This window comes from Caulobacter sp. GSs2 (assembly GCF_058680895.1).
Genome location: NZ_CM178725.1, coordinates 1,664,495 through 1,683,911 on the forward strand (window position 1 = coordinate 1,664,495; position 19,417 = coordinate 1,683,911).

Here is a 19,417-nt window from a genome sequence, read left to right on the forward strand (position 1 = left end):
ACCCCAGAGGGGCCTCAAATTAATGGGAATTTCTGGGGTTCTTGTTGAGAGGGCCCCTAACGGAGCCCTCTCTGCTTCCTTCGTGCAGGCTTTTCCCGAGGGAAAAAACTACGCGTACTTCTTGATCACTTCGTCGGCGACGTGTTGCGGCACCGGCTCGTAGTGATCGTATTGCATGGTGAACTGGGCGCGGCCTTGCGACATGCCCCGCAGGGTGTTCACGTAGCCGAACATGTTGGCCAGCGGCACGAAGGCGTTAACCACCGTGGCGTTGCCGCGCATGTCTTGACCCTGGATCATGCCGCGACGGCTGTTCAGGTCGCCGATGACCGAACCCAGATACTCTTCCGGGGTCACGACTTCGACGGCCATGATCGGCTCGAGCAGCTTGGGAGCGCCCTTTTCGCGCAGCTCCTTGAAGGCGGCGCGCGACGCGATTTCGAACGCCAGCACGCTGGAGTCGACGTCGTGGTACTTGCCGTCCGTCAGGGTGGCCTTGAAATCGATCAGCGGGAAGCCGGCCAGCAGGCCGTTGTCCTTAACGGAGTTCAGACCCTTTTCGACGCCCGGGATGTATTCCTTGGGCACCGCGCCGCCGACGATCGAGTTTTCGAACACGAAGCCCGAACCGGGCTCGCCGGGTTCGAAGGTGATCATGACGCGGGCGAACTGGCCCGTACCGCCGGTCTGCTTCTTGTGGGTGTAGTCGATGTCGACCGTCTTACCCAGGCTTTCGCGATAGGCAACCTGCGGCGCGCCGATGTTGGCTTCGACCTTGTAGGTCCGCTTCAGGATGTCGATCTTGATGTCCAGGTGCAGCTCGCCCATGCCCTTCAGGATCGTCTGGCCGCTTTCGAAGTCGGTCGAGACGGTGAAGGACGGATCTTCGGCGGCCAGCTTCTGCAGGGCGACGCCCAGCTTCTCCTGGTCGGCCTTCGACTTGGGCTCGACAGCGATTTCGATGACGGGCGCCGGGAAGATCATGCGCTCCAGGATCACCGGGGACTTCAGCGGATCGCACAGGGTATCGCCGGTGCGGGTGTCCTTGAGGCCAGCCAGAGCGACGATGTCGCCGGCGAAGGCTTCCTTGATGTCTTCGCGGTTGTTGGAGTGCATCAGAAGCATGCGGCCAACGCGCTCGCGCTTGTCGCGCGTGGCGTTGAGCAGGCCCATGCCGGTTTCCAGCTTGCCCGAATAGATGCGGCAGAAGGTCAGCGAACCAACGAAGGGGTCGTCCATGATCTTGAACGCCAGAACCGACAGCGGCTCTTCGTCCGAAGCCCGACGCACGATTTCTTCTTCGGTCTTGAAGTCGATGCCCTTGGTCGGCGGGATGTCCAGCGGCGACGGCAGGTAGTCGACGACGGCGTCCAGCAGGGTCTGAACGCCCTTGTTCTTGAAGGCCGAGCCGCAGAGGATCGGATAGAACGCGCCGCTCAGCACAGCCTTGCGGATGCAGTTCTTGATGGTCGCTTCCGAGGGCTCTTCGCCGCCCAGATAGGCTTCCATCGCTTCGTCGTCCATTTCGACGGCGCATTCGACCAGATAGGCGCGGGCCTCGACGGCCTTGTCCATCAGATCGGCGGGAATTTCTTCGTCGCGGAAGTTGGCGCCCAGGGCGTCATTGTCCCAGACGACGGCCTTCATGCGGACCAGGTCAACCAGGCCGCTGAGGGTGTTTTCCGAGCCGATCGGGAACTGGATCGGAACGGCCTTGGCGCCCAGGCGGTCGCGGATCGACTCGACCGACTTGTCGAAGTCGGCGCCGATCTTGTCCATCTTGTTGACGAACACGATACGCGGAACGTTGTACTTGTCGGCCTGGCGCCAGACGGTTTCGGTCTGGGGCTCAACACCGGCGTTACCGTCCAGAACGGTGACGGCGCCATCCAGCACGCGCAGCGAACGCTCGACTTCAATGGTGAAGTCGACGTGGCCGGGGGTGTCGATGATGTTGAGGCGCTTTTCTTTCCAGAAAGCGGTCGTCGCGGCGGACGTGATCGTGATGCCGCGCTCTTGCTCCTGGTCCATCCAGTCCATGGTCGCGGCGCCGTCGTGGACTTCGCCGATCTTGTGCGACTTGCCCGTGTAATACAGGATCCGCTCGGTCGTCGTCGTCTTCCCGGCGTCGATGTGCGCCATGATGCCGAAGTTACGGTAGTCTTCGATTTTATGCTGGCGGGCCATGATGGAGCTCTGCGTAGCGCTGCTGTGAGGCAGGGACATTTAAACGTGCGGCGCGGGCGGTTTATCGCAAACCGCCCGCGCCTGAAAGAGTGCTGGTAAGAAAGGTTACCAGCGGTAGTGCGAGAACGCCCGGTTGGCTTCAGCCATCTTGTGGGTGTCTTCGCGCTTCTTCACCGCGGTGCCGCGGTTGTTGGAAGCGTCGAGCAGTTCACCGGCCAGCTTCTCGGTCATGGTGTTCTCGCCGCGCTTGCGCGCAGCGGTAACCAGCCAGCGGATGGCCAGGGCGCGACGACGGTCCGGACGGACTTCCACGGGCACCTGATAGGTGGCGCCGCCAACGCGACGCGACCGGACTTCGATCGCCGGGGCGACGTTGTCCAGAGCGGAGTGGAAGGTTTCCAGGGGACCCTGGTCCTTGCGCTTGGTTTCGATGATGTCGAAAGCACCATAGATGATGTTTTCGGCGACGGCTTTTTTGCCCTCGTACATCACGTAGTTCATGAATTTGGTGACCACCAGGTCTCCGAACTTCGGGTCCGGCAGAACTTGGCGTTTCTCGGCGCGACGGCGGCGTGACATGCTTCTTTTTCCTTACTTCGGACGCTTGGCGCCGTAGAGCGAACGACGCTGCTTACGATCCTTGACACCTTGGGTGTCGAGGACGCCGCGCAGGATGTGATAACGGACGCCGGGCAAATCCTTGACGCGGCCGCCGCGGATAAGCACCACCGAGTGCTCCTGCAGGTTGTGGCCTTCGCCCGGGATATAGCAAACGGCTTCGATGCCGGTGGTCAGACGGACCTTGGCGACCTTACGCAGAGCCGAGTTGGGCTTCTTCGGGGTCGTCGTATAGACGCGGGTGCAAACACCACGGCGTTGCGGGCAGCCCTTGAGGGCGGGCACCTTGTTCCGGACCGGCTTAGGCTGGCGCGGCTTACGGATGAGCTGGTTGACGGTAGGCATTAAGTCTCTGCTCTGATGGAAGCGTGTGCCTGTCGGCCGAGGCGCTTCGGGTCCTAGTCATGTATTCCGGCTTGCAAGGCTCCAGATGGAGATCCGATAAACACGAAACTCGCCGGGACGCGGAAAGCGTTCCGGCGGGCTATCCGTCGGTAGGGGACGGGCGCTTATCAGGACGGGCGCAGGGCCCACCTCGAAAGAGCGCGGTATTTACTCGCGAAGTCGATCCGCGTCAACGCCGGTGATTGCGTCGGTTAACGAGGTCTTAAAGGCCACGCTTTCGCCACTTCCGATGGCGAGGCTGCGCGCGTTGTAACCCCTTTGTCGAATGATCTGTGACCTTGCCAACGGCGCGCGCCCAACCGCTGAGACCGAGCGCTGTTCTGGCCGGCTCCCTCGTCGCCCACGGACTGGTGCTGGCCTTGTTGGCCTTTCCCCGGATCGAGGCCTTTCCTGACCGTTCCAACGACGAAGACGCCCTGACGGTGACCCTGGAACGGATCGACCGGACGCCGGAGGCCCCGTCCGACGCCCCGCCCGCCAGCGCGCCCGGCCAGATCCAGGCGCGAACGCCCCGCGCGGTCTTCTCCTCGCCCGTGGCGCCGCTGATGGTTCCGGGCCTGCCGGCCGCGCCGCGACGCGGCACGGCCCTGCATCCCGCCCCCCTGCCCGAAGGCCCCAGGGGCGATCTGCGCGCCGCCCTGCGCGGCAGCGGCGTGGGCTGCGCCAATGGCCGCGCGGTCGGGCTGAACCGGCGGGAGATCGAGACATGTCAGGAGCGTTGGGGGGCGGCGGCGCGCAACGCTCCGGTCTATGCCAACGCACCGGTCAGCGCCGGGGCGGCGATCGACTTCCGTCAGCAGTCGCTCGCCCAGGAAGCCAGTCGCGCCTACAGGGAAAGCCCCATGGGCGTAGGCGTGGATCATCGTAGCCGCGACGGCCCGGGCAGGGCCAAGGACATCCCCTTCGTCGGCGGTCTCGAGCAGGACGGGCTGGGCCGGCCCCGCGACGCACGCGGCCAGGAGCTCTATCTGCTGGGCAAGGCCAAGCAGATAGAGGCCGAGCGCGCCAAGGCCCGACGGGAGTCAGAACAGCGTTGAAGGGCGTCTAGGCGACGCGGCGCGGGGATGCCGAGTGGGCGTCCACCTTGAAGCGGCCGACCAGGCCCGCCAGGCTATCGGCCTGGGCGACCAGATCGCGGCTGGCGTCAGCCGAGCGGTTGACCATGGCGGCGTTCTGCTGCGTGCCCTGGTCCATCTGGTTGACGGCGGTGTTGACCTCGCTGAGGCCGGCGGCCTGTTCCTGCGCGCTGGCGGCGATCTCGGAAACGCTGCCGTCGATGGCCGCGACCTGGGCAGCGATCTTCTGCAGCGCCTCGCCCGTGCGGCCGACCAGCTTCACCCCCGCCTCGACCTGACGGGTGGAGTCGCCGATATGGGTCTTGATCTGCTTGGCCGCGTCGGCCGAGCGCTGGGCAAGCGCCCGCACTTCCTGGGCCACGACCGCGAAGCCGCGACCGGCCTCGCCGGCTCGCGCCGCCTCGACCCCGGCGTTCAGGGCCAGCAGATTGGTCTGGAAGGCGATCTCGTCGATCACGCCGATGATCTGGGCCACCTGGGCGGCCGAGGCCTCCACCCCGTTGATCGCATCGATGGTCTCGCTCACGACCTGGCGCGAGCGGTCGGCTTCGGCCTGGGCCTCGCGTACGGCCTCGCGGGCCCCGCGCGCGCCGTCGGCGGTGCGCTTGACCGTGGCGGTGATCTCGTCGAGGGCGGCGGCGGTCTCTTCCAGGCTGGCGGCCTGCTGCTCAGTGCGGCGAGACAGGTCGCCGGCCTCCGAGGCGATGCCGCCGGCCCCGGCGTGGAGGCCGCCCACCGCGTCGATCACGGCGCCCATGGCGTCCTGCAGACGGCCCACGGTCTGGTTGAAGTCGGCCCGCAGGCCTTCGTAGTCGGCCGCGAAAGGCGTCTCGATGCGCACGGTCAGGTCGCCGTCGGACAGACGCCCCAGCCCTTCGGCCAGGCTGGTGACGACGCTGTTCTGGGCTGCGGCCTGGCGGGCGTCGCGATCCCGGGCGGCCAGGCGGTCGGCCTGTTCTACACCGTCGCGAGCCTCGGCCTGGGCCTGAATGGTCTGCTTTTCCCGGGCGTCGTCGCGGAAGGCGTGGACCGCGTCGGCCATCAGGCCAATGTCGTCGCGGCGGCCGGCGAAGGGCAGACTGACGGTCAGGTCGCCAGCCATCACCTTGCCCATGGCGTCGCGCAGGGTCGACAGCGGCTTCAGTTGACCACGCACCATCAGCACCGAGGCCGTGGCGCCGGCGGCGCCCAGCAGCAGGCAGGCCGCAGCCAGGAAACCCAGCTGCTTGTAGACCGGCTGGAAGAAGTCGGCCTGAGGCACGCCGACATACAGGATGCCGATCACCTGGCCACTGGCGTCCTTGATTGGATCGTAAGCCACGAAAAACGGCCGATCCAGGATCTTGGCCTCGCCGCGGTAGGACTCGCCCCGACCCAGCACGGCGTCATGGACCTTGCCCTTGGCCAGGGGCGTGCCGACCGCGCGGCTGCCATCGGGCTTGGTGACATTGGTGGTGATGCGGGTGTCGCCCATGAACACGGTGGCCGTGCCGCCGACCAGGGCCTTGACCCTGTCGACGCCGTCGAAGTCGCCGTTCAGAACCTTGTCGCCCACCATCAGCTGGTCAGCCTCCCGACGGAAGATCGCGCCGCGCTGGCCGATGACGTCCCACGCCACCCGCATGCTGGCTTCCTGCTGGGCGGCGGCCTGCTGCTTGGCGAAGCCGAGCGAACCGCTGGCGACGATGGCCAGGACCGCAACGGTCAAGACCAGGAAAGCTGCGGCGATGGTCAGACTGACCTTGGTGGAAATGTCCGAGCGCATGGCATCCGTGGGAAGCGGTTGAGCTCTTCCAGATGCCTAACGCGCGTAAACCAAGGCTTAAGATTCTGATTTAACTCGAATTCCTCGACGCTTTGCGACCATATGCCGCCGGATCCGCCCGGGAAACCCGCACTTTGGGTCTCATGACCAGCCAAGGCGTTGGCCCGGCGCGCCACTCCCAGCAGGCCAGCATCATGTCCAGATGGCTGCGGCTGGTCAGCTGGTCGGGCAGATCGGCCTTCTCCACGCGGGGATCGAGGCGCTTGATATCGTGGGTGGGCGAGAACCGCGCGATGAGGCGCTCGGTGACACCCTCGCGAAACCCCGGATGGGTCTCGACGATGACATTGAACTCGGCCAGCGCTGGATAGAGGTCGGGGCGGAGAACCTCGTCCTCGTAACCCTCCGCATCGATGAAGACCAGAATCCGTCCCCTGCTGCGGTAGGCGTCGAAGTCCTCGCCCTGAAAGGCTCCACGGACGACCACACGCTCTGAAACGCCATTGGCCGCCGCCAGCAAACCGCAACGGCGGCGCGCCGTCTCGTCGATATCGTAGGCGTTAACCGTGACGCCGGGCATCAGGCGCGCCAGGCCAACGGCGTAATAGCCTTCGGCGCATCCGATATCGATCACATGATCCAGGCCTTCGGCCGCGAACGCCAGAAGATCGGGATGCAACTCGCGCTCATAGACACCGAGAAGCCGGGGCAGCAGAGCCCCCTCGGCCGCGTTCACCACATAGTCCATCCCGGCGAACGGCCCAGAGCGCACGCGCAAGCCTTCCGCGGCCAGGGTGTTGACCCAGAGCTGCGTGCGCCATTTGACGCCGATCATCATGGCCCTGGCCAGAAGGTCTCCGTCGGAGATCCCCTCCCCGTCGTATATCAGCGCGCGTAACCTAGCCGCATAGTCTGTCGTCAGGCTCATTCGCCGCTCTCCCCCGAGCACTCTGCCCGAGAATAAACGGACGAGATCTGGAATCGATCCACCCGAGCGGTATTCCCGCCGGCCCCAGCGCCGGGCAAAAGAAAAGGCCCGGGATCGCTCCCGGGCCTTTCCGTTCAGTTCGTCAGGTCGAAGCCTATTCGGCGTCGGCCAGAGCGATGGCCTCGGGCAGAGGCTCCATCGCATCTTCGCGCTGCTGGGCCAACTGCTCGTCGCGCTTGGCGGCGACGCGCTGCAGGCTGCGCAGATAGGAACCCGTACCGGCGGGGATCAGGCGACCCACGATGACGTTTTCCTTCAGGCCTTCCAGGGTGTCGGTCTTGCCGTGCACCGAGGCTTCGGTCAGGACGCGGGTCGTTTCCTGGAACGACGCGGCCGAGATGAAGCTCTTGGTCTGCAGCGAGGCCTTGGTGATGCCGAGCAGCACGGGCTGGGTGGTGGCCGGACGGCCGCCACGCGAAACCGCGCGGTCCTGCTCGATGTAGAACTCAGGCTTGTCCAGGTGATCGCCCTTGATCAGACCCGTATCGCCCGGCTCGAGGATCTCGACCTTTTGCAGCATCTGACGAACGATCGTCTCGATGTGCTTGTCGTTGATCGGCACGCCTTGCAGTCGGTAAACTTCCTGAATTTCGTCGACCAGGAAGTTGGCCAGGGCCTCGACGCCCAGGATGCGCAGGATGTCGTGCGGATCCGGGTTGCCGTCGATGATGTATTCGCCGCGCGCGATGAAGTCGCCATCGTGCACCGCGATGTGCTTGCCCTTGGGGATCAGGAACTCGACCGGCTCGCCCTGGTTACCGTCAGCGTCGATTTCCGGGGTGATCTTGATGCGGCGCTTGTTCTTGTAATCCTTGCCGAATTCGACGCGACCGTCCATTTCCGCGATGACCGCGCAGTCCTTGGGACGGCGGGCTTCGAAGAGTTCGGCGACGCGCGGCAGACCGCCGGTGATGTCGCGGGTCTTGGCGCCTTCGGTGGGGATCCGCGCGATGACCTCGCCCGGCTTGACCATGTCGCCGTCACCGACGGACAGAATGGCCCCGACCGACATCAGGTAGCGAGCCTCACCGCCGTTGGCGAGGCGGACATAGGAACCGTCCTCGGCCAGAACGCCCATGGCGGGGCGCAGGTCGGCGGCGCGGGCCGAGGTCCGCCAGTCGGCGATCACGCGCTGCGCGATACCGGTGGCTTCGTCGGTTTCCTCGCGGACGGAGAAGCCGTCCACCAGGTCTTCCGCACGGATCTTGCCGGCCACTTCGGTGATGATCGGGGTGGTGTAGGGGTCCCAATCGGCCAGACGCTGGCCACGCTTCACCTTGTCGCCGTCCTTGATCTTCAGGCGCGCGCCGTAAGGCGGCTTGTAGTTTTCGCGTTCCTTGCCGTCGACCAGGACGCTCACGGCCGTGTTGCGGCTCATGACGACCAGGAAGCCTTCGGTGCCGACAACGGTGGCGCCGGTCACGCGGACCGTACCGTCGTTGCTGCTTTCGAAGAACGACTGCTCGGCGACCTGGGCGGTGCCGCCGATGTGGAAGGTCCGCATCGTCAGCTGGGTGCCGGGCTCTCCGATGGACTGAGCGGCGATGACGCCGACCGCTTCACCGATGTTGACCGGGGTACCGCGGGCCAGGTCGCGGCCGTAGCAGGCGCCGCAGACGCCGACCTTGGCTTCGCAGGTCAGGACCGAACGCACCTTCACCGACTGCACGGCAGCCGCTTCGATCGCGTCGGCCATGTTCTCGGTCAGGTAGGTGTCGGCCGGAACGACCAGCTCGCCGGTCGCCGGGTCCTTGATGTCCTCGGCCGAGAAGCGGCCCAGGACGCGCATGCCCAGCGAGACCAGGACGTCACCGCCCTCGACCACGGCGCGCAGGGTGATGCCCCGCGTGGTGCCGCAATCTTCCTCGACGATGATGCAGTCCTGCGCCACGTCGACCAGACGACGCGTCAGATAGCCCGAGTTGGCGGTCTTCAGCGCGGTGTCCGCGAGGCCCTTACGGGCGCCGTGGGTCGAGTTGAAGTATTCCTGAACGGTCAGGCCTTCCTTGAAGTTCGAGACGATCGGGGTCTCGATGATCTCGCCCGAAGGCTTGGCCATCAGACCGCGCATGCCGCCCAGCTGCTTCATCTGGGCTTGCGAACCACGGGCGCCGGAGTGGGCCATCATGTAGATGGAGTTGATCTCCTTCTCGCGGCCGTTCTCGTCCAGATGCTTCATCTGAAGCTCGGCCATCATCTCGTCGGCGACGCGGTCGGTGGCCTTGGCCCAGGCGTCAACGACCTTGTTGTACTTCTCGCCCTTGGTGATCAGGCCGTCAGCATATTGCTGCTCGTACTCTTCAGCCAGGGTGCGGGTTTCGGCGACGATCGCCTCTTTCCGCTTCGGGATGATGATGTCGTCCTTGCCGAAGGAGATGCCGGCCTTGGCCGCTTCCTTGAAGCCCAGACCCATGATCTGGTCGGCGAAGATCACCGTCGCCTTCTGACCGCAGTGGCGGTAGACGATGTCGATGAGGTTGCCGATTTCCTTCTTGGTCAGGGCCTTTTCGATCAGGCGGTGACCCACCTGCGGGTGACGCGGCAGCAGGGCGGCGATCTTCATCCGGCCCGGCGTGGTGTCGATCACGCGGCGACGCGCCACGCCATCGGCGTCAACTTCGGTAAAGCGCGACTTGATCTTGGCGTGCAGGCTGACAACGCCGGCGTCCATGGCGGCTTCGATTTCGCCCAGGTCGGCAAAGATCTTGCCTTCGCCCGGCTCACCTTCGCGAGCGACCGACAGATAGTACAGACCCAGGACGATGTCCTGCGACGGCACGATGATCGGGCGACCGTTGGCGGGCGACAGGATGTTGTTGGTCGACATCATCAGGACGCGCGCTTCGAGTTGCGCCTCCAGCGACAGCGGCACGTGGACAGCCATCTGGTCGCCGTCGAAGTCGGCGTTGAAGGCGGCGCAGACCAGCGGGTGCAGCTGGATGGCCTTGCCCTCGATCAGCTTGGGTTCGAACGCCTGGATGCCCAGACGGTGAAGCGTCGGCGCGCGGTTCAGCATCACCGGGTGTTCGCGGATCACCTCTTCGAGGATGTCCCACACTTGGGGCTGTTCGCGCTCGACCATACGCTTGGACTGCTTGACGGTGCCCGACAGGCCCTTGGCGTCCAGGCGCGCATAGATGAACGGCTTGAACAGCTCCAGAGCCATCTTCTTGGGCAGGCCGCACTCGTGCAGCTTCAGATCGGGACCGACCACGATGACCGAACGGCCCGAATAGTCGACGCGCTTGCCCAGCAGGTTCTGACGGAAGCGACCCTGCTTGCCCTTCAGCATGTCGGCCAGCGACTTCAGCGGACGCTTGTTGGCGCCGGTGATGACGCGACCGCGGCGGCCGTTATCGAACAGGGCGTCGACCGACTCCTGCAGCATCCGCTTTTCGTTGCGGATGATGATGTCGGGGGCGCGCAGCTCGATCAGGCGCTTGAGGCGGTTGTTACGGTTGATGACCCGGCGATAGAGGTCGTTCAGGTCGGAGGTGGCGAAGCGGCCACCGTCCAGCGGCACCAGCGGGCGCAGTTCCGGCGGGATCACCGGCACGACCGTCAGAACCATCCACTCGGGACGGTTGCCCGATTCCGAGAAGGCTTCGAGGATCTTCAGGCGCTTGCTGAACTTCTTCTGCTTCATGTCCGACACGGTGCCGGCCAGCTCTTCGCGCAGGCGTTCGGCTTCCTTGTCGAGGTCGATCGCCTTGAGCAGGTTCTGGATGGCTTCAGCGCCGATCTCGGCGGTGAAGCTGTCATCGCCGTACTCTTCCTGGGCGCGCATGTAGTCGTCCTCGCTGAGCAGCTGGTGCTGCTTCAGCGGGGTCAGGCCCGGCTCGGTGATGATGTAGTATTCGAAGTACAGGACGCGTTCGATGTCCTTCAGCGGCATGTCGAGCATCATGGCGATACGCGACGGCAGCGACTTCAGGAACCAGATGTGGGCGACCGGCGAGGCCAGCTCGATGTGGCCCATGCGCTCGCGACGAACGCGGGCCAGGGTGACTTCAACACCGCACTTTTCGCAGATGATGCCCTTGTACTTCATGCGCTTGTACTTGCCGCACAGGCATTCGTAGTCCTTGGTCGGGCCAAAGATACGGGCGCAGAACAGGCCGTCACGCTCGGGCTTGAACGTGCGGTAGTTGATGGTTTCGGGCTTCTTGATCTCGCCGAACGACCACGAGCGGATCTTTTCCGGCGAGGCCAGCGAAATACGGATCTGGTCGAAGGTCGGAGCGGCCTGGACCGGATTGAAGATGTTCAGGACTTCCTGGTTCATCTTGGTTCCTTCTGCGGGATTACCCGCGAAAATTCAAAGTGGAGAGAGGCTGAGCGAAGGCCCCTCCCCGGTCTTCAGACCGAGGAGGGTGCGATGGATCAGCTGTTCTCCAGCTCGACGTTCAGGCCGAGCGAGCGCATTTCCTTGACCAGCACGTTGAAGCTTTCGGGGATACCGGCTTCGAACGTGTCATCGCCACGGACGATCGACTCGTAGACCTTGGTCCGGCCGGCCACGTCGTCGGACTTCACCGTCAGCATTTCCTGCAGGGTGTAGGCCGCGCCGTAGGCTTCCAGCGCCCAGACTTCCATTTCCCCGAAGCGCTGACCGCCGAACTGGGCCTTACCACCCAGCGGCTGTTGCGTGACGAGGGAGTACGGACCGATCGAACGGGCGTGGATCTTGTCGTCGACCAGGTGGTGCAGCTTCAGCATGTAGATGTAGCCGACCGTGACCGGACGCTTGAACTGGTCGCCCGTCTGACCGTCGAACAGGATCGACTGGCCCGAGGGGTCAAGACCCGCCATGCGCAGGTGATCTTCGATGTCGCCGATGCGCGCGCCGTCGAACACGGGCGTCGCGATCGGAACGCCCTTGCCGAGGTTGCGAGCCAGTTCCACCAGACCCTCTTCGGTGTCAGGCAGTTCTTCGTCGGGACCGTAGATCTCGGTCAGACGCTCGATGAGCGCTTCCTTCTGACCGCCGGCCTGCCAGTCTTCCAGCAGGGCGGTGATCTGCTTGCCGAGACCGGCGCAGGCCCAACCCAGGTGGGTTTCGAAGATCTGGCCGACGTTCATGCGCGAAGGCACGCCCAGCGGGTTCAGAACCACGTCCACGTGCGTCCCGTCGGCGAGGAACGGCATGTCCTCGATCGGCAGGATGCGCGAGATGACGCCCTTGTTGCCGTGACGGCCGGCCATCTTGTCGCCGGGCTGAAGCTTGCGCTTCACGGCCACGAAGACCTTGACCATCTTCATCACGCCCGGGGGCAGTTCGTCGCCGCGCTGCAGCTTGTCGACCTTGTCTTCGAAACGACGGTCCAGACGCTTGCGGTTCTCGTCGAACAGACGGCGCAGCGACTCGAGTTCGCCCATCGCCTTCTCGTCTTCGAGCGCGATCTGCCACCACAGGCCGGGCTGAACGTCAGCCAGGCCCTGGGCGGTGATCTCGCCGCGCGACAGGCCCTTGGGGCCCGACAGAGCGACGTTGCCGATCAGCAGCTCGCGCAGACGGCCCGAGATGTTGCGGTTCAGGATCGCGAATTCGTCGTCGCGGTCCTTGCCCAGACGGTCGATTTCCGAGCGTTCGATGGCCAGGGCGCGTTCGTCCTTGTCGACGCCGTGACGGTTGAACACGCGCACGTCGACGATGGTGCCGGCGACGCCCGGGGGCAGGCGCAGGCTGGTGTCGCGGACGTCCGAGGCCTTTTCACCGAAGATGGCGCGCAGGAGCTTTTCTTCCGGCGTCATCGGGCTTTCGCCCTTCGGCGTGACCTTGCCGACCAGGATGTCGCCCGGCTGGACTTCGGCGCCGATGGCCACGATGCCAGCTTCGTCGAGGTTGCGCAGGGCTTCCTCGCCGACGTTGGGGATATCGCGGGTGATTTCTTCTGGGCCGAGCTTGGTGTCGCGGGCCATGACTTCAAATTCCTCGATGTGGATCGAGGTGAAGACGTCGTCGCGGACGATGCGTTCGGAGATCAGGATCGAGTCTTCGAAGTTGTAGCCGTTCCAGGGCATGAACGCGACGAGAGCGTTGCGGCCCAGGGCCAGTTCGCCCAGTTCGGTCGAGGGACCGTCGGCGATGATGTCGCCGGAGTTGATCTTGTCGCCCACCTTCACCAGCGGACGCTGGTTGATGCAGGTCGACTGGTTCGAGCGCTGGAACTTGCTGAGGCGATAGATATCGACGCCCGAACGGGCGGCGTCGGTTTCCTCGGTGGCGCGGACGACGATACGGGTACCGTCGATCTGCTCGACCACGCCGGTACGCTTGGCCACGACCACGGCGCCGGAGTCGCGAGCGACCACGGCTTCCATGCCCGTGCCGACCAGCGGCGCGTCGGACTGCACCAGAGGCACGGCCTGACGTTGCATGTTCGAGCCCATGAGGGCGCGGTTGGCGTCATCGTTTTCGAGGAAGGGGATCAGGGCCGCGGCCACCGAAACCACCTGACGCGGCGACACGTCCATCAGGTCGACCATCTCCTTTTGCAGGAGCGTGGGTTCGCCGTTGATCCGGCCGGGGACCAGGTCGTCGACGATCTCGCCGTTCAACACCTTGATGTTGGACTGGGCGATGACGTGCTTCGACTCTTCCATGGCCGACATGTAGACGACCTCGTCGAGCGGCTTGCCGTCGGCGACGCGACGGTAGGGGCTCTCGATGAAGCCGTACTTGTTGACGCGGGCGTGGGTGGCCAGCGAGTTGATCAGACCGATGTTCGGGCCTTCCGGCGTTTCAATCGGGCAGATGCGGCCGTAGTGGGTCGGGTGAACGTCGCGGACTTCGAAGCCGGCGCGTTCGCGGGTCAGACCGCCCGGGCCAAGCGCCGAGAGACGACGCTTGTGGGTGATCTCCGACAGCGGGTTGGTCTGGTCCATGAACTGCGACAGCTGCGAGGAGCCGAAGAATTCACGCACCGAGGCCGCGGCCGGCTTGGCGTTGATCAGGTCGTGCGGCATCACGGTGTCGATGTCGACGGACGACATGCGTTCCTTGATGGCGCGTTCCATGCGCAGCAGGCCGACGCGGTACTGGTTTTCCAGCAGTTCGCCGACCGAACGCACCCGGCGGTTGCCCAAGTTGTCGATGTCGTCGATTTCGCCGCGACCATCGCGCAGGCCGACCAGCAGCTTCAGGACGGCCAGCACGTCTTCCTTGCGGAGCACGCGCATCTCGTCCGAAGCGTCCAACTCCAGGCGCATGTTCATCTTCACGCGGCCGACGGCCGACAGGTCGTAGCGCTCGGCGTCGAAGAACAGCGACTTGAACATCGCTTCAGCGGCTTCGACGGTCGGCGGCTCGCCCGGACGCATGACGCGATAGATGTCGAACAGCGCGTCTTCACGGACGGCGTTCTTGTCCACGCGCAGGGTGTTGCGCATGTAGGCGCCGACCGTGACGTGGTCGATGTCCAGCACGTCGATGGTGCTGAAGCCTTGATCGGCCAGGGCCTGGATCGAGACCACGTCCAGTTCGTCGCCGGCTTCGGCGTAGATCTCGCCGTTCTCGTAGTTGACGGCGTCGCGGGCCAGATAACGGCCGGTCAGGGCCTCGGGCGCCAGCAGCAGGGTCTTGAGGCCGGCGTCAGCCAGCTTCTTGGCCTGACGGGCGGTGATCTTGGTGCCGGCCGGAGCCACTTCTTCGCCGGTGTCGGCGTCGATCAGGGCGAATTCCGGCTTCACGCCGCGCCAGCGCTCGGGCTTGTAGGGGGTGGCCCAGCCTTCGGCGCCGGCCGTGGTGCGCTTCTCGAAGGGCACGACGTCGTAGAACGTGGTCAGGATCTCTTCGCCGTCCATGCCCAGGGCGTAGAGGAAGGTGGTGGCGGGCAGCTTGCGGCGACGGTCGATGCGGACATAGACCACGTCCTTGGCGTCGAACTCGAAGTCCAGCCACGAGCCGCGATAGGGAATGACGCGGGCGGCGAACAGCAGCTTGCCCGAGGCGTGGGTCTTGCCCTTGTCGTGGTCGAAGAACACGCCGGGCGAACGGTGCATCTGCGAGACGATGACCCGCTCGGTGCCGTTGACGATAAAGGTGCCCTTGTCGGTCATGAGCGGGATATCGCCCATGTAGACGTCCTGCTCCTTGATGTCCTTGACGGACCGGGCGCCGGTTTCCTCTTCGGTTTCGAACACGATCAGGCGCAGCTTGACCTTCAGCGGCGCCGCGAAGGTCATGTCGCGCTGGATGCATTCTTCAACGTCGTACTTGGGCTCTTCGAATTCGTACGAGACGTATTCGAGCACCGCGCGCTCGTTGAAATCCTTGATCGGGAAGACGGACTTGAAGACCGCCTCGATGCCCTCTTCCTTGCGCATGCCCGGACGGACTTCGCGCTGCAGGAACTGTTCGTAGGAGGAGCGCTGAACCTCGATCAGGTTCGGCATCTGCACAGCTTCGGGGATGCGGCCGAAAGACTTCCGGATCCGCTTCTTGCCGGTGAAGGATTGCGCCATGTTTTTCCCTTGGGCGCGGATCGCCGCGCCAAATGTTTCGAAGGGCTCGCACGGAGAGACTCCGCGCGTGCGTTCGTCTTGATCCTGCGTCCACCCTCGCCGCACCCGCCGGGGCGGGAACGTCGGACGCTGGAATTCCCCTGACAGGCGACCGGGACCGGTAGACCTGGCGGGCGCCCCTTCGCGCGGGTCGGAGGGCGGCTGACCGCGCCTCGGGGCGTAATATGCGGACACACGCGTGCGCGTTCCGCCGAATGTCTTCGTGAACGGGCGGATATAGGCCAAGCGGCCAGGGATGAAAAGGGGGTTTGTTAAGAAACCGTCGTTCCGTCCCATCGGCCTCCGGCGCGCCCACATATCGCGCAACGGCAATGATTTCGAAAGCCGCTGAAATCTAAGAGTGATCACCGGCCAGGGCCGGGCGTAGCCGACGAGTCCTACCCCGTGCCTTCGCCCCGTTTGGCCAACCTTCAGATCCTGCGCTTCGCCGCTGCCGCCCTGGTGGTCCATGCCCATGGCGTGGACCTAGCCCAAAAAGCCGGAGCCCCGCCCAGCATCCTGGCCGCCGGGGCGTTCGAGAACTTCGGCGCGATCGGCGTCGACATCTTCTTCGTGATCAGCGGCCTGATCATCACCCGCACGGCGTTCCAGTCGGGACCGGTCGCGGCCGGAACCTTCGCCTGGCGTCGGCTGTGGCGCGTGGCGCCGATCTATTACCTGCTGTCCCTGCCTTGGTTGCTGGCGGCGGCGGTCGCCGGACAGCTGAGCGGACCGATGCTGGCCGCCTCCCTCGCCTTTTGGCCGGCGGCGGGCGCCAGGATGACCCTGCCGGCGCTGGATGTCGGCTGGACGCTTTGTTTCGAGATGCTGTTCTACGTGGCCGTCGCGGCGATCCTGGCGGCGGGCCGGTGGCGGACCTGGGCCGTTGCGACGGCGCTCGCCGCCTTCGCCGCCTGCTGGGTCGCGCGCGTCCAGACCGGACTGGTGGCGTTCCAGTTCCTGGGCAACCCGATCATCCTGGAATTTCTGATGGGCGTCGCGGCGGCCGGGCTCGCACCACACATGACCCGACGGGCGGGGTGGCTGGCCGCCGGACTTGGAGTCTTTGGGCTGGTCGCCGGGCTCTGGCTCGGCAATGGCGGAATCTCGGAAGCGTCGGCTATTCTGAACGGTCAGGCGTCAGCCCTCCGCGTCCTGGTCTGGGGCGTGCCAAGCGCGCTGCTGACCCTGGGTATTGTGGCCCTGGAACCCCTGACCCCACCGTCGCCGGCGAGGCGCGCCATGGCCTGGATGGGTGACGCTTCCTACGCGCTCTATCTCGTTCACCCGCTGGTGATCAGCTTGGCGGGGCTGCTGCTGATACGCGCGCCCTGGGCGATGTCGGGCGACCTCATGATCGTCGGCGTGTTCCTCGCCAGCCTGGCGGCGGGAGCCGCGACACATCGCTATCTGGAACAACCTCTGCAACGCTGGCGGCGCCGATCGGGCGTGAGCGCGGCGAAGGCCTAAATACCAACGGCCGTTGATCCTGACCTCAGAGGGTCCAAATCTGAAAATACGCCGTCACCCCGGGACTTGTTCCCGGGGCCCATGGGTCAGCTTCCTCGTAAGAGTTCTATTCTGCGCCGCACCTGCGGGTGCACAATGGGCCCCGGGAACAAGTCCCGGGGTGACGAAGATAAAGAGCGCGAGGCGTCGAGCTCAGCGGCGCTTGGTATGAGGGCTCAGCGCTAGTTTTTCGCGATCAGGGCCAGCAGCGCCTCGGCGGCAGGCCGCGACGAGGCCGGGTTCTGCCCGGTGACCAGCAGGCCGTCGGTCAGCACATGGGGCGCCCAGTCCGCGCCCTTGGAATAGAGGCCGCCGCTGTCCTTCAGCATGGCTTCGACCAGAAACGGCACCACGTCGGTCAAGCCGACAGCGGCCTCCTCGGTGTCCGCAAAGCCGGTGACCGCCTTGCCCTTGACCAGCAGCTCGCCGTCGGGGCCCTTCACATGGCGAAAGACGCCCGGCGCATGACACACAGCGGCCACCGGCTTGCCAGCCGCAGCCATCGCCTCGATCAGGGCGATAGACTTGGCGTCTTCGGCCAGATCCCACAGCGGGCCGTGGCCCCCGGGATAGAACACGGCGTCGAAGTCTGCGGCCTTGATCTCCGCCAGCTTCACCGTGCCGGCCAGGGCCTTCTGGGCTTCGGGGTCGGCCTTGAAGCGCGCCGTGTCCTCGCTCTGTGCGTCGGGCGCGTCGCTCTTGGGGTCAAGCGGCGGCTGGCCGCCTTGCGGCGAAGCCAGAACCAGCGTCGCGCCGGCGTCCTTCAGCGCATAGTAGGGCGCGGCGAACTCCTCCAGCCAGAAGCCGGTCTTTTCGCCGGTGTCGCCAAGGCGATCGTGGGAGGTCAGGACCATCAGGATGTTCATAGGGGGCGCTCGCTTCGGTGGGCTAAGGCATGTGGTGCGCCTTGGCCCATCCCCCAAGGGGGCGCGCCGGCAATCACTGATGACCCAACAGAAGCCGGGCCCAAAGGTTCACTCTGGACCGATGTTTTATGCGCTTGGCCGAAGGGTTCAGCTCTTGCGGAGCGCCTTGGCGGCCAGCGAGACGCCCAGGCCGATCAGGCAGACAAAGAAGGCGAACTTGGCCAGACCGCCGGCGACGTCCACGACGAAGCCGAGAATGCCAAAGGCGATCATCAGGACCAGCAGGATACCGGCGAGCTTAAGCATTAGGCCCAAACGCGCCGGGCGAAGATCCGTTGCATCTCACGCTTCCCACAGTCCGACGGAGCCTTTGGGTCCGCACAGCAGGCCCTTGCGGGCGTTGATCAGGCGGGCCGTGTTGAACGGCGTTGTCGAGACCCGCTCAAAGCTGCGGCCATCGACGGCGGCGATCGACCCGGCCAGTCCTGTGGCCAGCACGGTCGCGCCCTTGACCGCCACGCTGGAAAGATAGCCGGCCGGGGCGTCGACCGCCTGGAACGTCCGGCTGTTGGGAGCCAACCAGGCCAGGTTGACGCCGGCCGCAGCGGGCTCCTTGTAGTCACCGCCACAGACCCAAAGGGCCCCATCCCTCCCGAAGGCGACGGCGAAGGCGCCCCGCGACGGGGCGTCCGCGCGGATCGGCGTATCCAGCGGGTGAAAGTAACGGCCGCCGTCGAGCGACAGATAGACCTTGGCCCAGCCCGCGCCGCCGGTGCAGAAGGCGACCCGTCCGCCGGGTCCGACCGCGAGACATCCGTTGCTGGCGGCGAACGCTCCCTCCCCGTCATTGGCCGGCGGAACAGCGTCCGATGGCAAGCGGGTCCAGGTCTCGCCGGCGTCGCCGGTATAGAGCACGGTGAAGCGGCCTTCGGTCGGATCGCCCAGAATGAAGCCGCGCCGCTTGTCGACAAAGGTCAGGGTGTCCCAAAAGCCGTTGGGATCGCTGTTGGCGAACAGGCGCGCCCACGTCTCGCCGCCGTCAGTGGTGCGCCACAGTTGCGAGGCCCCACCTGGTCCAGCGCTCATGGCCAGGACGTGGCGGTCTGAAAAGGCGTGCAGTCCCCGGAAATCCAGCGCGTCGAACCCCGCCGCACGCACCGCCTCCAGCCGAGCGCCCTTGCCGCGCACCAGCCAACCTTTCGAGCCGGAGGCCCAATAGGTCTTGCCTGTCACCGACAGTCCTCGCAGCTCGCTGGAGGTGACGGTCGCCGGCAGCCGGATCACACCGGGTCCGCGCGGCGCCGCAGCCAGGGCGGGACCTGTCGCAAAGGCCGCGCCCGTCAGGGCCAGCGCGGCCCTCCGCGTGAGCCGCGAACCGGAGAAATCCCCCAGCGGGGCGCCGTGCTGGTCAATCGTCATCTCTGCTCGATACCGAAGGAATGCGGAAACCGCAAAGCCCTGGCGCGCGACCAAAGAAAACGGCCCCGGAGGTTTCCCT

General features: G+C 65.3%; 12 protein-coding genes. 2 read left to right on the plus strand and 10 right to left on the minus strand.

Translation table 11 applies throughout. The features are described 5' to 3' along the window. Window positions 1–108 precede the first annotated feature (108 nt). The 3 genes from fusA to rpsL all read right to left on the minus strand — a co-directional run bounded on the left by fusA (window position 109) and on the right by rpsL (window position 3,150). The gene (fusA, locus tag ACW17Z_RS08055; RefSeq protein ID WP_419319978.1) at window positions 109–2,187 is read right to left on the minus strand and encodes an elongation factor G; all 2,079 of its coding nucleotides are present in this window, start codon (window positions 2,185–2,187) and stop codon (window positions 109–111) included. Window positions 2,188–2,292: 105 nt separating this feature from the next. Continuing rightward, entirely contained in the window at window positions 2,293–2,766 is a 474-nt protein-coding gene (gene rpsG, locus ACW17Z_RS08060) for a 30S ribosomal protein S7 (protein ID WP_419254133.1), read from the minus strand. 12 nt (window positions 2,767–2,778) lie between these two features. Further along, window positions 2,779–3,150, minus strand: a complete 372-nt coding sequence (rpsL, locus tag ACW17Z_RS08065; protein ID WP_007661566.1) for a 30S ribosomal protein S12 — start codon at window positions 3,148–3,150, stop codon at window positions 2,779–2,781. A gap of 332 nt (window positions 3,151–3,482) precedes the next feature. Between rpsL and ACW17Z_RS08070 the strand changes: the two genes are divergently transcribed. Continuing rightward, complete coding sequence (locus ACW17Z_RS08070; protein ID WP_492058292.1) at window positions 3,483–4,247, plus strand: hypothetical protein; 765 nt, start codon at window positions 3,483–3,485, stop codon at window positions 4,245–4,247. Window positions 4,248–4,254: 7 nt separating this feature from the next. Here the strand turns inward: ACW17Z_RS08070 and ACW17Z_RS08075 are convergent, their stop codons facing one another. The 4 genes from ACW17Z_RS08075 to rpoB form a co-directional block, all read right to left on the minus strand. Beyond that, on the minus strand, window positions 4,255–6,051 hold the full coding sequence (locus ACW17Z_RS08075; protein WP_492058293.1) for a methyl-accepting chemotaxis protein: 1,797 nt from the start codon (window positions 6,049–6,051) through the stop codon (window positions 4,255–4,257). A gap of 70 nt (window positions 6,052–6,121) precedes the next feature. Further along, window positions 6,122–6,979, minus strand: coding sequence for a class I SAM-dependent methyltransferase (locus ACW17Z_RS08080; protein WP_492058294.1), 858 nt, complete (start codon window positions 6,977–6,979; stop codon window positions 6,122–6,124). Window positions 6,980–7,133: 154 nt separating this feature from the next. Continuing rightward, window positions 7,134–11,324, minus strand: coding sequence for a DNA-directed RNA polymerase subunit beta' (gene rpoC / locus ACW17Z_RS08085; RefSeq protein WP_419319976.1), 4,191 nt, complete (start codon window positions 11,322–11,324; stop codon window positions 7,134–7,136). 98 nt (window positions 11,325–11,422) lie between these two features. Next, a complete protein-coding gene (rpoB, locus tag ACW17Z_RS08090) occupies window positions 11,423–15,505 on the minus strand; it encodes a DNA-directed RNA polymerase subunit beta (RefSeq protein ID WP_492058295.1) in 4,083 nt (1,360 codons plus the stop codon). Between the two features lie 444 nt (window positions 15,506–15,949). Between rpoB and ACW17Z_RS08095 the strand changes: the two genes are divergently transcribed. Continuing rightward, window positions 15,950–17,014: an acyltransferase family protein gene (locus tag ACW17Z_RS08095; RefSeq protein WP_492058296.1), complete on the plus strand. Its 1,065-nt coding sequence runs from the start codon at window positions 15,950–15,952 to the stop codon at window positions 17,012–17,014. Window positions 17,015–17,235: 221 nt separating this feature from the next. On the opposite strand, the gene ACW17Z_RS08100 is transcribed toward ACW17Z_RS08095, so the two are convergent. The 3 genes from ACW17Z_RS08100 to ACW17Z_RS08110 form a co-directional block, all read right to left on the minus strand. Further along, complete coding sequence (locus tag ACW17Z_RS08100; protein WP_492058297.1) at window positions 17,236–17,919, minus strand: type 1 glutamine amidotransferase domain-containing protein; 684 nt, start codon at window positions 17,917–17,919, stop codon at window positions 17,236–17,238. A 147-nt stretch (window positions 17,920–18,066) separates the two neighbouring features. Next, a complete protein-coding gene (locus ACW17Z_RS08105) occupies window positions 18,067–18,225 on the minus strand; it encodes a hypothetical protein (RefSeq protein ID WP_492058298.1) in 159 nt (52 codons plus the stop codon). Between the two features lie 36 nt (window positions 18,226–18,261). Then, window positions 18,262–19,338, minus strand: a complete 1,077-nt coding sequence (locus ACW17Z_RS08110) for a WD40/YVTN/BNR-like repeat-containing protein (protein ID WP_492058299.1) — start codon at window positions 19,336–19,338, stop codon at window positions 18,262–18,264. Window positions 19,339–19,417 lie beyond the last annotated feature (79 nt).